The following is a 13,291-nucleotide window of genomic DNA, read 5'->3' as shown; positions in this document are numbered from 1 at the left end:
GCCGATCGAGATGGGGGACGAAGGCGTCGTCTCTTGATTCATGGAGTGGGATAAGGGGGCGTCAATATCTTGGTGTGGACCAGAAGTTGAGCGGCGGCCCTCCGTGTGAGCCGCCGCTCAGGACCTCAGGCGTGCAGTGCCCGGCTCAGTCGACGCCCCAGCAGCAGATAGCCGATGAGGGCTCCGGTGGTGTTGAGGATGACGTCGTCGATGTCGAAGGCCCGCCCGGTGACCAGGGCGCCCTGCGCGAACTCGACCAGGAGCATGACCACGGCGGTCAGCAGCAGCACGCGCAGGATCCCGCGTGCCTTCGGCGCGACGACCGGCACCAGAATGCCGAACGGCACGCCCAGCAGGAGGTTTCCGCCGATCTGCTTGATGGCATCCCGCATTTCGGGCTGGTCCAGATAGGCCCGCAGAGAACTCCCCGGGTGCAAGTTGGTGTGGGTCAGTGCCACCGAAGCGGGAGAGGGCTCCAGAGTCAGCCGCGCCAGCACGACGGCGAAGCCCACCATGAACGCGAAGGCGAAGAGCATCGCCAGCAGGCGGACGGGAAAGAACAGAGGGTTCCGTGCGCGCCGGGCCGGCTGTGTGCCGCGCTCGGCCTTGCCGGACTTGGGTCGCGCTTTGCGCTCGGTCTTGCCGGACTTGGGCGCCTTCCGCTCGGTCTTCTCGGGCACCTCGGGTTTGGTGGTGCGCAGGCGGAACGGTAAGGCTGCTCGGGCCATGCGGTCCTCCACTCTTCAACTTTCCTGCTGCCCAGGGCGATTACCCGCGAACCCGCCGAGAATGCCGCCCCGGTGCCCTGGCTCTGCCACGCGTGCTCGGTGGGTGATCAGGTGCCGTAGGTGACGCGCACCTCCTTGAAGCCGAGGGACCCCAGCAGACCTTCGAGCATGTCGGTGGTGTTCGTCTCGGCGCGCTTGGTCAGCTCGCTCTTCTTCGCCGCCTCGGTGATGTGCTTCACGGCGAGCTTCTGCACGGCCTGTTCGCTGTTGGGGTTGTCCGAGAAGAGGTCGCCGAACCGGTCGAGCAGACCGCGCTGCTTGGACACGGCGTAAGAGCGGTCGACGTCCAGGGCGGCCTTGCCGAGTTGCGCGTGCGGCAGCTTGAGCGTGGCGGACGTACGGTCGGCGTTGACCGTCACGTCGTTCTTGCCGACCTTCCCGAGGTCGACGTAGGCGTCCACGTTGCCCGCCCCGACGTACAGGGTGCGGGAGCCGCGGATCGCGTCGGGCAGGTACTTGGTGTCCTTCTCCAGGTCCACGACGATCTGGAAATTGCCGGAGGCGGCGTCGTAACGGCTGATGTCCTGGATGGACTCGAGCAGTGCGGGGCCCGAACGGTCGTGCGTCTCGGTGCCGAAGAGGTCCTTGAGGCCCGGGATCACGCTGAGGCTGATGCCGGCGAAGAACACCACGAGCACCAGGACGACAGCGCTCACCGCCTTCGCCCAGCCGGGCATGCGCCTGGATACGCGCCTGATGGGAGTCGTCATGCGACGGCCCTCCTTCCTCCTTTACGGATTCCCCTCAAAGGCCTTGCCAGACCGTCTTGTTGGCCGATTGGAACCGATGACGGGTGCACGGGCGGCGCACTAGCGTGGAGAACTCTCCTTACCGGCGTGTCTGGAGACCCGGATGAGCGCAGACAGCACCTCCCGGCCCCTTCGTCCCATGCACCGCATGACCTTTCCCGAGGCCGGCCCGCCCCGGCTCTCCGCCCTGGCCACCGGCACCCCGGTCTGGCTCGTGACCCGGTACCACGAAGTGCGGCAGGTCCTCATGGATCCCCGCTTCGACCGGCAGTCCCTGAAGGCCGAGGGCGCCCCGCCGCTGCTCGTCGTGCCGAACCTGCTGGACACCCCCGACGGACTCCTCAACCAGGACGGTCCCGCCCACCAGTTGCTGCGCGGCACGGTGCAGCGGGCGTTCACGCCCCGCGCGATCGCCCGCTGGCGACCCTGGATCGCCTCGGTGGTGGAGACCCTCCTCGACGAGTTCGCGACCCGCACACAACCGGCCGACATCATCGAGGGGTTCACCCGCCCCCTGCCGGTGTCGGTGATCTCCCGGCTGATGGGCCTCGACCACGCCGACTGGGACCGCATCCGCGACTGGGCCGACCACGCCCTGTCCGGCGGCGCGCACACCGCCGGACAAGTGGGGCTCGCCATGCGGGAGTTCGGCGAGTTCTCCGCCGGTCTGGTCGCCGAGCGGCGCAAGGAACCCGGCGACGACCTGGTCAGCGCCCTGGTGGCGGCCGGCGACGCCCTCGGGATCGACGAACGGCGGCTGGTGATCCTCGTCCTGGGCCTGGTCGTCGCCGGACACGAGACCACCATGACCGCCCTCGGCAACATCGTCGTCCATCTCCTCACCGACGGGCGGGAGGCCTGGGCACGGCTCGCCGAGGACGAGGAGACGGCGTCCGCCGCCGTCGAACAGCTGCTGCGCACCGTTCCGCTGAGCGAGGGCAGGGTGCTGCCCGGTCTGATCCGGCGGGCCGTCGAGGACGTCGACGTCGGCGGTGTGACCATCCCGGCCGGCAGCGTGGTCGCCGTCCAGACCAACTCCGCAGGCCGCGACCCCGACGTCTTCCCGCCGCTGGACGAGACCGACCTGTTCGCCCCCCTGCCCACGCCCACCGTGGTCTTCGGCGCCGGTCCCCACCACTGTCTCGGCGCCTGGCTCGCCCGCTTGGAACTCGGCCTCGCCCTGCACCGCCTGGCCGCCCGTTTCCCGGACCTGCGCGCCGAGTTCACCCCCGAGACGATCGAATGGCGGGAGGGACAGATGACCCGCAGCCCGCGACGGCTGCCGGTGTCCTGGTGAGCCGAGGGTCCTGTGATCCGTCCGTCGGGCAGGCACTACTCTGATCCCCCTGAACAGCCGTGCGACACATGCGACACAGGGGATTTCGGGGAGGGCGACCGGCGATGTCGACGAGCACCGGGGGATCGGACTCCATCGGCTCCATGGGCTCCATAGGCGGCTACGAGCTCGTCGACAGGCTTGGCAGCGGCGGCATGGGAATCGTCTATCTGGGGCGCGCCGCCTCAGGACGGCAGGTCGCGGTCAAGGTCGTGCACGCGCAGTACGCGCTGGACGAGGAGTTCCGGGCCCGGTTCCGCCAGGAGGTGGCGGCGGCCCGCCGGGTGAGCGGGGCGTTCACCGCGCCGGTGGTGGACGCGGACCCGGACGCCGAGGTGCCATGGATGGCGACCCTGTACGTGCCGGGGCGGACGTTGTCGGACCTCGTTGCCAAGGAAGGCCCCCTCGGCGGGCGCCAGTTGCGGGTCCTCGCGCTGGGGCTCGTCGAGGCGCTGCGGGACATCCATCAGGCGGGCGTCGTGCACCGGGACCTGAAGCCCAGCAACGTCCTGATCGCCGAGGACGGGCCGCGCGTCATCGACTTCGGCATCTCGCGCGCCGCCGACAACCAGACCCTGACGGTGACCGGGCGGCTGATCGGCACCCCGCCGTTCATGTCGCCGGAGCAGTTCGCCTCGCCCCGGGATGTGACCGCTGCCTCCGACGTGTTCTCGCTGGGCTCCCTGCTGGTGTACGCGGCCACCGGCAACCGCCCCTTCGACGGCGGCAGCCCCTACACGACCGGCTACCAGGTGATGTACGAGCCGCCGACCCTGCACGGCACCTCGGACCCTCTGCGGAGGATCGTCGAGCGCTGCCTGGACAAGGACCCGGCCGCCCGGCCCCAACTCGCCGAACTGCACGAGCTGTTCAGGAGCCTGCCGGATGTTGTCGTCCCCGGCGTCCCCGGCCCGCCGTCCCCTCCGGAAGGCCGGAGAGCCGCCCGGAGGTCCGGGAACACGACGGTTGTGCCCCGCGCAAAGGACGGCCGCCGACGCCGGGTGCGCCGCCTCGCCGTCCTCGGCGCGGCCCTGGCCGTCACCGCGGTGTCCGTGTCGGTTTACGCCGTGATGGCGAGCCCGGAGCCTGCCGAGAACACCCCCTCCGCCAAGGCCTCTCCTTCCCCGGCACTCCCCATCGGCTGGCAGCCCTGGGAGACGAGTCTCACCCGAGCCGTGCAGTCCGATCCCGTGGCCATCAACGTGGACAGCGCCGACTCCGGCTGTGTGTCCGGCGGATCCGCCGTGTTCTGCGCGGGGACGACCGGCTTCACGGTCGCCCGGATCGACGCCGCCTCGGGCCGAGTCGCCTGGCGGTACGGCGGCAACACCGCGGCCGCCGACCGCCCCCTCGGCATCCGGGACGCAGTCGTGTACACGAGCGAGGTGCCCGACGAGGACGAGGTGTACTCGACCGTGAACCTGGTCGCTCTCGACGCGGACACCGGGAAACGGGTGTGGACCCGCGCGGTCTCCGCGAGCTATCCCGCCGCCCTGTTCAACGGCGGCGCCCTCGCCATGTCGGCCGAGGGGAACGAGTTCGTCGCCGTCGACCTGAAGACCGGCAAGGACCTGTGGCGCACCCCGGCCAAGGCGTCGGCGGGCACCGGCTGCGCCCCGATGGTCCTCGGCGGTACTCCCTACGGCGTGTGCACCGACGCGAACGACCCCTACAGAGGCCAGGCAAGCCTCCTGCGCCTCGACCCCGCCGACGGTACGGCGCACGAGCTCGCCTCCCTGCCGCTGGCCGCGGAGCCGCTCGCCGCCGTAGGTGGACAGCCGGTGTTCGCGGTGCGGACCAGCCTGGAGGGCGAGTCGAACGACGGCCGCGACGAGCCGTACAAGGCCCTGCTGCGGGTGAACCCGACGAGCGGCGCCGTCACCCGGACCCCGCTGTCGGGCACCCCGCGCGGCACGGGCACCGTGATCGACGGCGTCGTGTACTTCGTCCGCCCCGACGGCACCGTCACCGCGCTGCGGGTGAGCGACGGCAAGCGGCTGTGGCAGGAGGACACGCAGGTCGAGAACCTGTCGGCTCCGGTGCGTTCGACGAAGTACGACGCCCTCTACTTCGCCAACCGCTACGGCCGTCTCCTCGCCCTCGACCGCAGCACCGGCGCGGTGCGGTGGACCATGGACAAGCTGGACGACCCGGGGACCTCGGCGGAGGACACGATTCCCAGCGTGCTGTTGGTGAAGGACGCGATCGTGGCCGCGGCGGGCGACAAGGCCTTCTCCGTCCGCCCGGACCGTCCCAACGCCCGCTAGGCGCTCCGCTGGAGGGGCCGCGCTGTGTCGTTCTTCGTCTGCGGCGCCGTTGCGGCTGGTCGCGCCCACGCGGCGGAGCCGCAGATCGATACAGCCCCGCGCCCCTTTGGGGGCGCTTTCGCTTAGCGGGAACTGAGTTCACGGTCGCCCGACAACCGTGACCACCACACCCCCTCCCCGTGGGTGAGCCCCGGCAGCCGCAGCTCGATCTCGCGCACCCGCCGAGCCGCAAGCTCGCCGGTGATCAGCCACGCGGTGCTCCCGCCCGTCGTGCCCGTGAACTCGGCTCCGGCCGAGGCGAGTTGAGCTGTCACCGGGGACAGCGCGTCGAGCGGGACCTCCGCCTCGAAGGCGTGGTACGGCTCGTACAGCCTGGTCCCCGCCTGTTCCAGGGCCCGGCGCAGCACGATCGGGGTGAGCCCGCGGAAGTGGGCCGCCGTGCTGATCGGCGCCGCGTAACCGGACCGGACGAGGGTGACTCGGTAGTCCGTCACAGCCGCACCGCACAGCCCGGACCGCATGCTCGCGTGGACCGTCTCCTCGATGGCCTGGTGGAAGGCCCGGGGGAGCGCCCCGAGTTCCGTCTCGTACGTGAACACCCCGCCGGTGCCGAGCGGTCCCGGCTCCACACGCAGCCCGATCGTCGCCCAGTAGCGGGTGTGGTCGTGCCACGGGTTCTCGTCGCAGGCCTCGCCGACACCACGCGGGCGCTCCAGGAAACGCACGCGGCCGGGCTCGAACTCGGCCTCGATGCCGAAGTCCTGGGCGAGCGTGACCGCGAGCACCTCCATCTGGACCTCGCCGTAGAGGAGCAGCGCCGTGGCGCCGGCGACCGTGGGCCGGGCGTGGATCAGCGGGTCCTGGTCGGCGAGGGGCAGCAGGGCGGAGCGCAGTCGGGCCACCTGCTCCGGGTGGCGGGCGCTGACCAGCGTCTCCAGGGTCGGGGGCGCGAACTGCGGTGAGCGGTCGGTGAGTTCACCGAGCCGGTCGCCGACGCGGAGGCCCGTGGGGCCCGTCAGCGCCGCGATGTTCCCGGCGGTGAGCGGTCCGCTTCCGCCGATCACGTCGAGGCGCGTCGCCCGCGCGGGGACCTCGCTGGTCCGGCCGTCGGCCTGGCGCCGCAGGAACGTGATGCGTTGACGTTCCGTCACTTCACCGTCGTAGAGGCGGAGATACGCCGTCCGCTCGCCGCCGGGACCCGGGCGTACGGCGAACACCGTGCCGCGCGGTTCGGTGCCGTGCGTCGTCGGCGTCGGCGGGATCAGCCGGGTCACACCCTCGACCAGCTCGGCGACGCCCTGGCCGCCGAGGGCGGAGCCGAAGAAGACGGGGTGGAAGGAGCCGTCGGCGGTGCGCGCGGCGAGGGTCTTGCGCAGGTCGTCCGCGGTGGGCTCGGGGCCGTCCACGACCGCCGCCAGGATGTCGGGGTCCACCTCGGCGAGGGTCTCGGCCAGGCGCCGGTCCTCGAACGGGCGGCGCGTCACCCGGGCCCGGGCGGTGCCGATGCCCCTGACGTCCGTGAGCGGTGCGACGTACGGCGTCAGCCTGCGCCGGATGTCGGCGAGCAGACCTTCGGAGCGGGCGCCGGCCCGGTCGATCTTGTTGACGAAGATCAGCGTGGGCAGTCGGAGCCGGCGCAGGGTCCTCATCAGCACGCGGGTCTGCGCCTGCACGCCCTCCACGGCGGACAGCAGCAGCACCGCGCCGTCGAGGACCTCCAGGGCGCGCTCGACCTCGGCGATGAAGTCGGAGTGCCCGGGGGTGTCGATGAGGTTGATCCGGGTGTCGCCCACGGTGAATGCGGCGACCGCGGAGCGGATGGTGATTCCGCGCTGCCGCTCGATCGCGCCGTCGTCGGTGCGGGTGTCACCGGTGTCGACGCTGCCGAGCCGGTCGATCGCGCCGTGGTCGAACAGCAGCCGCTCGGTGAGGCTGGTCTTACCGGCGTCGACGTGGGCCAGAATTCCGATGTTCAGGGTGTGCATGCGTGGTCGAGTCCTCGAAAACCGTGGGCCTAAGGGGGCACTGGGTGATCTCGAGGAGTCGGCGCATGCGAGGGTCCTGACGTGAGGGAATGCGGACGCTGCCATCATGGCGTCCGGCCGGTGGGGGACCGCAACCGAATTTCGACGGTCCGTAGCAGGGCCCCGGCAGCCGGAATGACCATGCGAGGAGCAGGTTCGTGCGAGACATCGCCGTGTTCAGCGGTAGCGCCCACCCCGAGCTGGCGGCGGAGGTCTGCGCGCATCTCGGTGTTCCGCTCAGCCCCACCCGGGTCAGCCGGTTCGCCAACGACTGCCTGGAGGTGCAGCTGCAGGCCAACTGCCGGGAGCGGGACGTCTTCCTCGTCCAGCCGCTGGTCAGGCCGGTCCAGGAGCACCTCGTGGAGCTGCTGCTGATGTGCGACGCGGCGCGCGGGGCCTCGGCGCGTCGGATCAGCGTCGTCATGCCGCACTACTCCTACGCGCGCTCCGACAAGAAGGACGCGCCCCGCATCTCGCTCGGCGGACGGCTCGTCGCCGACCTGATGGTCGCGGCCGGCGCGAGCCGTGTGCTGGCCATGACCCTGCACTCGCCGCAGGTGCACGGCTTCTTCTCGGTGCCCGTCGACCACCTGCACGCGCTGCGTGAACTGGCCGCGCACTTCCGGCAGTACGACCTGACCCGCACCACCGTCGTCTCCCCGGACCTCGGCAACGCCAAGGAGGCGGCCGCGTTCGCGCGGCTGATCGGCGCCCAGGTGGCCGCGGGCGCCAAACAGCGCTTCGCCGACGACCGGGTCAGCATCAGCGACGTCATCGGCGAGGTCACCGACCGGGATGTCATCGTGCTGGACGACGAGATCGCCAAGGGCAGCACCGTCCTCGAACTCCTGGACCGGCTGCGGGAGTTGAGGCCACGGTCGATCCGGGTGGCGTGCACGCACGGTCTGTTCGCGGACGGTGCGCTCAAGCGGATCGGCGAGCAGCCCGACGTCCTGGAGATCGTGTGCACCAACACCGTGCCGGTCCTCCACGAGGAGCGCACGGACAAGCTGCGGATCCTGTCCATCGCACCGGCGCTCGCCGAGGCCGTACGCCGTATTCACAACGGTGAGTCCGTCAGCGCCCTGTTCGACACGCCCCCGACCGAATAGACATGAGGGAGAGCAAGGCAACCCCGGCATCACCCAGGTGACCAGGAGGGCCCGCAGTGGCGAAGGCGAAGTTCGAGCGGACCAAGCCGCACGTGAACATCGGCACCATCGGTCACATCGACCACGGCAAGACGACGCTCACGGCGGCCATCACGAAGGTGCTGCACGACCAGTTCCCCGACCTGAACCCGTACACGCCGTTCGACCAGATCGACAAGGCGCCGGAGGAACGCCAGCGCGGGATCACGATCTCGATCGCCCATGTCGAGTACCAGACGCAGCACCGGCACTACGCGCACGTCGACTGTCCGGGACACGCGGACTACATCAAGAACATGATCACGGGCGCGGCCCAGATGGACGGCGCGATCCTGGTCGTCGCGGCGACGGACGGGCCGATGCCGCAGACCAAGGAACATGTGCTGCTGGCCCGGCAGGTGGGCGTGCCGTACATCGTCGTCGCCCTCAACAAGACGGACATGGTGGACGACGAGGAGATCCTCGAGCTCGTGGAGCTGGAGGTGCGCGAGCTGCTGACGGAGTACGAGTTCCCCGGCGACGACGTCCCCGTCGTCAAGGTCTCCGCGCTCAAGGCCCTCGAAGGGGACCCCGAGTGGACCGAGTCGGTGCTCCAACTCCTCGCGGCCGTCGACGAGTTCGTGCCCGAGCCGGAGCGTGACGTGGACCGGCCGTTCCTCATGCCGATCGAGGACGTGTTCACCATCACCGGACGCGGCACCGTCGTCACCGGCCGGATCGAGCGCGGGACGCTGAAGGTCAACAGCGAGGTCGAGATCATCGGCATCCACGAGCAGAAGACGCGGACCACCGTCACCGGCGTCGAGATGTTCCGCAAACTCCTCGATGAGGGCCGGGCGGGCGAGAACGTCGGTCTGCTGCTGCGGGGTGTGAAGCGGGAGGAGGTAGAGCGCGGCCAGGTCGTCATCAGGCCGGGGTCGGTGACTCCGCACAAGCAGTTCGAGGCGCGCGCCTACATCCTGTCGAAGCACGAGGGCGGCCGGCACACGCCGTTCTTCCACAACTACCGTCCGCAGTTCTACTTCCGCACGACGGATGTGACGGGCGTGGTCACCCTGCCCAAGGGCACCGAGATGGTCATGCCGGGCGACAACACCACCATGTACGTCGAGCTGATCCAGCCGGTCGCCATGGAGGAGGGGCTGAAGTTCGCCATCCGCGAGGGCGGCCGGACCGTCGGCGCCGGACAGGTCACCAAGATCCTCAGGTAACCGCGCTCACGCGGCCGTCATAACGTGCCGGACGTGGCCTCGGGCTGGCCCAGGGCCGCGTCCAGCGACGCCATCGGAGGCAGCAGCCGGGCGAGTCCGGTGACCCGCAGGACCCGCAGGGTGAGCGGATGTGTGCAGACCAGGAGCAGCCGGCCGTCCCGGTCCAGCACCCGGGCCCGCGCGCGGTACAGCAGCCGCAGCCCGGAGCAGTCGAAGAACTCCACCCCGCTGAGGTCGATCACCAGACGGGTGTCCGTGCGCCCCGTGACCCGGTCCAGATACGGGAGGATCTCCATGGCCGCGACGATGTCGATCTCCCCGCGGAACTCCAGCACCGTATGGCCACGGTCCTGGTGGACACGCAGATGCCGGGTCAGCGGCGCAGGTTCCTGCTGCACGACGACATCGCCTCCAACCTGCTCCACGGACGCCAGGGGTTGCAGGTCACCGGGGGCCGGGGTGACGACGTGGTGTGAGCGTAGACGTGCCACCGGCCCCTGGGTGCGTGCAAATCCGTTCCCCGCCCTGCAAGTTACCCTCGATGGAGTGAATTTGAGCATGTTCGATTGACATATGTCTTCGAATTGCGATCGAGGGCTTGCAGCAGTCTTACGAGGTGTCTTACGACAGGGCGTGCCAGGCCTTGGAGAGTGCCTGCCGGAACTGCTGGGCCTGGTGCGCCGTGAGGTCCCGCACCATCCTCTCCTCCAGCTCCCGCACCGGTTCCTCGTGCCGCGCGAGCAGCCCGCGGCCCTCCTCGGTGAGCAGGATCAGCAGCTCGCGGCGGTTGCGGGGATTGCGCTCCCGGCGCACCAGCCCCCGGGTCTCCAGCGACCGCACGAGATCGGCGATCGACTGGGCGGTGACGAACGAGTCACGGGCCAGTTGCGCGGCCGACAGTCCGTCGTGCCGCTCCAGCACGGTCAGCGCGGTGTACTGCAGCGCGGTGATCCCTGAGGGTCTGACAAGTTCATCCAGGTGGGAGCGGACAACGAGCTCCACCTGTTTCACCATGTAGAGAAGCGACGGGGCCGCCTTGGTCACCTGAGTGTCGAGCATGAGTTCAGACTAGAGCATTGACAGGAAACCTGTCTGTAAAGAGACTGCGGAACAACAGGAATCCTGTTGGTTGAAATCTTGGCGATGAGGCTGAGGAGCGGTGATGACCACCTTCGAGATCGAACCCGGACAGCTGTTCGTGGGGGGCCAGTGGCGCGAGGCCGCCGACGGAGCACGCACCGAGGTGGTCGACCCGTCCCGGGGCGCGGTCGTCACCACCGTCGCGGAGGCGGGTGCCGCCGACGTCGACGCGGCCGTGCGGGCCGCACGGGAGGCCTTCGACAATGGCGCCTGGTCCGGCCTGAGCGGCCGTGAACGGGGACGCGTACTGCACCGTGTCGCCGAGCTGATCCGGGAGAACGCGGACGACATCGCCCGGCTGGAGAGCCTGGACGTCGGCAAGCCGATCACGCTGGCGCACGCAGTGGACGTGACGAACGCTGCCAACGACTACGAGCACTTCGCCGCCCTCGCCCACTCCCTGGACGGCTCGGTCCGCGACACTCCCATGAACGCGCTCGCGTACACCAAGCGCGAGCCGCTCGGTGTGGTCGCCGCGATCACCCCCTTCAACTTCCCGCTGATCCTCGCCGGCTCGAAGATCGGCCCCGCGCTCGCCGCCGGCAACACCGTGGTGCACAAGCCGGCCGACGAGACCCCGCTCAGCGCCCTCTACATGGCCCGGCTGTTCAAGGAGGCGGGCGTCCCGGACGGCGTGGTCAACGTGGTCACCGGCACGGGCCCGGTGGCCGGCGAGGCCCTGCTGCGCCACCGCGGCATCGACAAGGTCGCCTTCACCGGCTCCACCGCGATCGGCCGCCATGTGGCGAGCACCGCCGGCGAGGCCCTCAAGCCCGTCACCATGGAGCTCGGCGGCAACGCGGCCCACATCGTCTTCGAGGACGCCGACCTCGAGAAGGCGGTCGGCTCGGTCATCAAGGCCTTCGTCTTCAACACCGGCCAGTTCTGCATGGGCGGCCCGCGGCTGCTGGTGGCCCGCCCGGTGTACAGCACCCTGCTCGGCATCCTCGGCGAGGCCGTCCCCGGCGTACCGATCGGCGACCCGCGCAACCCCGAGACCGTCATCGGTCCGATGGCGGGGGAGAAGCACCTCAAGAAGGTCGAGGAGTACGTCGACATCGCCCGCAAGGAGGGCGGCCGCATCGTCTGCGGCGGCGAGCGGCTCGACCTCGACGGCGGCTACTACTACAAGCCCACGGTGATCGCCGACCTGTCGAACGACTCCCGGGTCGTCCAGGAGGAGATCTTCGGCCCCGTCCTCACCGTGCAGCCCTTCGACACCGAGGACGAGGCGGTCGAGCTCGCCAACTCCACGCCGTACGGCCTGGCTTCGGGCGTCCAGACCACCAACCTCGCCCGCGCCCACCGCATCGCCGACCGGCTCCAGGCGGGCATCGTCTGGGTCAACGACTGGGCCATGCTCGACCCCGCGGTGCCCTTCGGCGGCGTGAAGGACTCCGGCTTCGGCCGCGAGTACGGGCCCGAGGCGCTCGCCTCCTACACCAAGGTCAAGTCCGTCGTCGTCTCGCTTGACTGAGCTCGACTCAACGCGCGCGAAAACAAAGGGAGTTCAACCGATGTCCACCACCACCCGCGCCGCCGTCGTCGAGTCCGGCGGAGCACCCTTCACCCTCTCCGACGTCGTCCTCGACGAGCCCGCACCCCATGAGGCACTCGTCCGCATGGTCGCCACCGGTCTGTGTCACACCGACCTCAGCGTGGCGAGCGGCGGACTGCCCTTCCCGCTCCCCGGCATCCTGGGGCACGAGGGTGCCGGCGTCGTCGAGGCCGTCGGATCGGCCGTCACCGGTGTCGCTCCCGGCGACCACGTCGTGCTGTCCTTCACTTCCTGCGGCGACTGCCGCAACTGCCACGGCGGCCACCCGGCGTACTGCGCCACCTGGCTGCCGCTGAACCTCCTCGGCGGCCGCCGGGCCGACGGCACCAGCACCATCAGCCGCGACGGAGAGCCGCTCGGCGGCCACTTCTTCGGCCAGTCCTCGTTCGCAGAGCGCGCCCTGGTGGACGAGCGCAGCCTCGTCAAGGTCGACCCGGACGTGCCGCTGGAGTCGATCGCCCCGCTGGGCTGCGGGGTGCAGACGGGCGTCGGTGCCGTGTGGAACGTACTGAAGCCGGACACCGGCAGCACGATCGTGGTCCTCGGTGCGGGAGCCGTCGGTCTGTCCGCGGTCATGGCCGCCGCCCTCACCCCGGCCACCAACATCGTCGCGGTCGACAGGGTCGGCGAACGCCTTTCCCTGGCGCGGGAGTTGGGTGCCACGCACACCGTGAACGCGGCTGACCAGGACCTCGGTGAGGCACTGGCCGGGATCACCGGAGGCCAGGGCGCGGACGGCATCGTGGAGACCACGGGCAACGTCGGCGTGCTGCGCCAGGGCGTCGACGCGCTCGGCGCCCGCGGCACCCTGGTCGTCGTCGGCGCCCCGCCGTTCGGCACCGAAGTCGCCCTGGACGTCAACGGGTTGCTCGGCGGCAAGCAGGTCGTCGGCCTCACCCTCGGTGACGCCGAGACCCAGACGTTCATCCCCGCCCTGGTCCGGCTGGTGAAGGAGGGGCGGCTCCCGCTGCACCGCCTGATCAGCACCTATCCGTTCGCGGAGATCGAGCAGGCGGTGCGGGACATGGGCGCGGGCAAGGCGATCAAGCCCGTGCTGACGTTCTGAG

Annotated in this window: 11 protein-coding genes; 6 read left to right on the top strand and 5 right to left on the bottom strand. The window is 70.2% G+C overall.

The window, feature by feature from the left end; all coding sequences use genetic code 11:
* Positions 1–125 precede the first annotated feature (125 nt).
* Both IG08_RS0126630 and IG08_RS0126625 read right to left on the bottom strand, forming a co-directional pair.
* A complete protein-coding gene (locus IG08_RS0126630) occupies positions 126–728 on the bottom strand; it encodes a VanZ family protein (RefSeq protein ID WP_030607321.1) in 603 nt (200 codons plus the stop codon).
* A gap of 107 nt (positions 729–835) precedes the next feature.
* Positions 836–1,498: a DUF4230 domain-containing protein gene (locus tag IG08_RS0126625; RefSeq protein WP_030607318.1), complete on the bottom strand. Its 663-nt coding sequence runs from the start codon at positions 1,496–1,498 to the stop codon at positions 836–838.
* 142 nt (positions 1,499–1,640) lie between these two features.
* On the opposite strand from IG08_RS0126625, the gene IG08_RS0126620 reads away from it, so the two are divergent.
* A complete protein-coding gene (locus IG08_RS0126620) occupies positions 1,641–2,834 on the top strand; it encodes a cytochrome P450 (RefSeq protein ID WP_030607315.1) in 1,194 nt (397 codons plus the stop codon).
* A 104-nt stretch (positions 2,835–2,938) separates the two neighbouring features.
* Entirely contained in the window at positions 2,939–5,140 is a 2,202-nt protein-coding gene (locus IG08_RS0126615; protein ID WP_043455250.1) for a protein kinase domain-containing protein, read from the top strand.
* 122 nt (positions 5,141–5,262) lie between these two features.
* On the opposite strand, the gene otr(A) is transcribed toward IG08_RS0126615, so the two are convergent.
* Positions 5,263–7,125, bottom strand: coding sequence for a tetracycline resistance ribosomal protection protein Otr(A) (otr(A), locus tag IG08_RS0126610; protein ID WP_030607306.1), 1,863 nt, complete (start codon positions 7,123–7,125; stop codon positions 5,263–5,265).
* Between the two features lie 197 nt (positions 7,126–7,322).
* Between otr(A) and IG08_RS0126605 the strand changes: the two genes are divergently transcribed.
* Together IG08_RS0126605 and tuf are read left to right on the top strand one after the other, a co-directional pair.
* Entirely contained in the window at positions 7,323–8,276 is a 954-nt protein-coding gene (locus IG08_RS0126605; protein WP_030607303.1) for a ribose-phosphate diphosphokinase, read from the top strand.
* Between the two features lie 56 nt (positions 8,277–8,332).
* A complete protein-coding gene (gene tuf, locus IG08_RS0126600) occupies positions 8,333–9,526 on the top strand; it encodes an elongation factor Tu (RefSeq protein WP_030607299.1) in 1,194 nt (397 codons plus the stop codon).
* A 17-nt stretch (positions 9,527–9,543) separates the two neighbouring features.
* On the opposite strand, the gene IG08_RS0126595 is transcribed toward tuf, so the two are convergent.
* Both IG08_RS0126595 and IG08_RS0126590 read right to left on the bottom strand, forming a co-directional pair.
* The gene (locus IG08_RS0126595; protein ID WP_030607296.1) at positions 9,544–9,924 is read right to left on the bottom strand and encodes an anti-sigma factor antagonist; all 381 of its coding nucleotides are present in this window, start codon (positions 9,922–9,924) and stop codon (positions 9,544–9,546) included.
* 223 nt (positions 9,925–10,147) lie between these two features.
* Positions 10,148–10,585 carry a MarR family winged helix-turn-helix transcriptional regulator gene (locus tag IG08_RS0126590; RefSeq protein ID WP_030607293.1) on the bottom strand — a complete coding sequence of 146 codons (438 nt, stop codon included), beginning with the start codon at positions 10,583–10,585 and terminating at the stop codon, positions 10,148–10,150.
* A 103-nt stretch (positions 10,586–10,688) separates the two neighbouring features.
* On the opposite strand from IG08_RS0126590, the gene IG08_RS0126585 reads away from it, so the two are divergent.
* Positions 10,689–12,143: an aldehyde dehydrogenase family protein gene (locus IG08_RS0126585; protein WP_030607290.1), complete on the top strand. Its 1,455-nt coding sequence runs from the start codon at positions 10,689–10,691 to the stop codon at positions 12,141–12,143.
* 40 nt (positions 12,144–12,183) lie between these two features.
* Complete coding sequence (locus IG08_RS0126580; RefSeq protein WP_030607287.1) at positions 12,184–13,290, top strand: NAD(P)-dependent alcohol dehydrogenase; 1,107 nt, start codon at positions 12,184–12,186, stop codon at positions 13,288–13,290.
* The last annotated feature ends 1 nt before the right edge of the window (position 13,291 follow it).

Origin of the sequence: Streptomyces fulvoviolaceus (genome assembly GCF_000718165.1) — a bacterium.
Lineage (GTDB): Bacteria > Actinomycetota > Actinomycetes > Streptomycetales > Streptomycetaceae > Streptomyces > Streptomyces fulvoviolaceus.
This window is presented reverse-complemented; position numbering and strand designations above follow the sequence as displayed.